Source organism: Streptomyces sp. URMC 126 (assembly GCF_051386555.1).
In the GTDB taxonomy this organism is placed as follows: domain Bacteria; phylum Actinomycetota; class Actinomycetes; order Streptomycetales; family Streptomycetaceae; genus Streptomyces.
Genome location: NZ_JBPQTX010001109.1, coordinates 1 through 252, shown reverse-complemented (window position 1 = coordinate 252; position 252 = coordinate 1). Strand labels below are relative to the sequence as shown.

Below are 252 nucleotides of genomic sequence, written 5' to 3'. Positions count from 1 at the left end.
GTCGTACACGGGCCGGGCGATGTCCGTGAGCAGCCCGTCGTGCACGTCGAGCGCGCGCCGCGGCTTCACCTCGCGGACGTAGTCGATGACCTCCGCGACCTTGCTCCACGGCGCGTGCACCGGCAGCATCAGCGTCTCCACCGGCCGCTCCGGCACCGTCAGCGCGTCACCCGGGTGGAACAGCGAGCCGTCCAGGACGAAGCCGATGTTGGTGACCCGGGGGATGTCGGGGTGGATCACGGCGAGCTGCAC

1 protein-coding gene is annotated in these 252 nt (G+C 71.0%); it reads right to left on the bottom strand.

Annotated elements, in window-relative coordinates; translation table 11 throughout:
* The coding region (locus ACSNOK_RS35280; RefSeq protein WP_436784768.1) for an MBL fold metallo-hydrolase at positions 1-252 on the bottom strand (252 nt) is incomplete at both ends.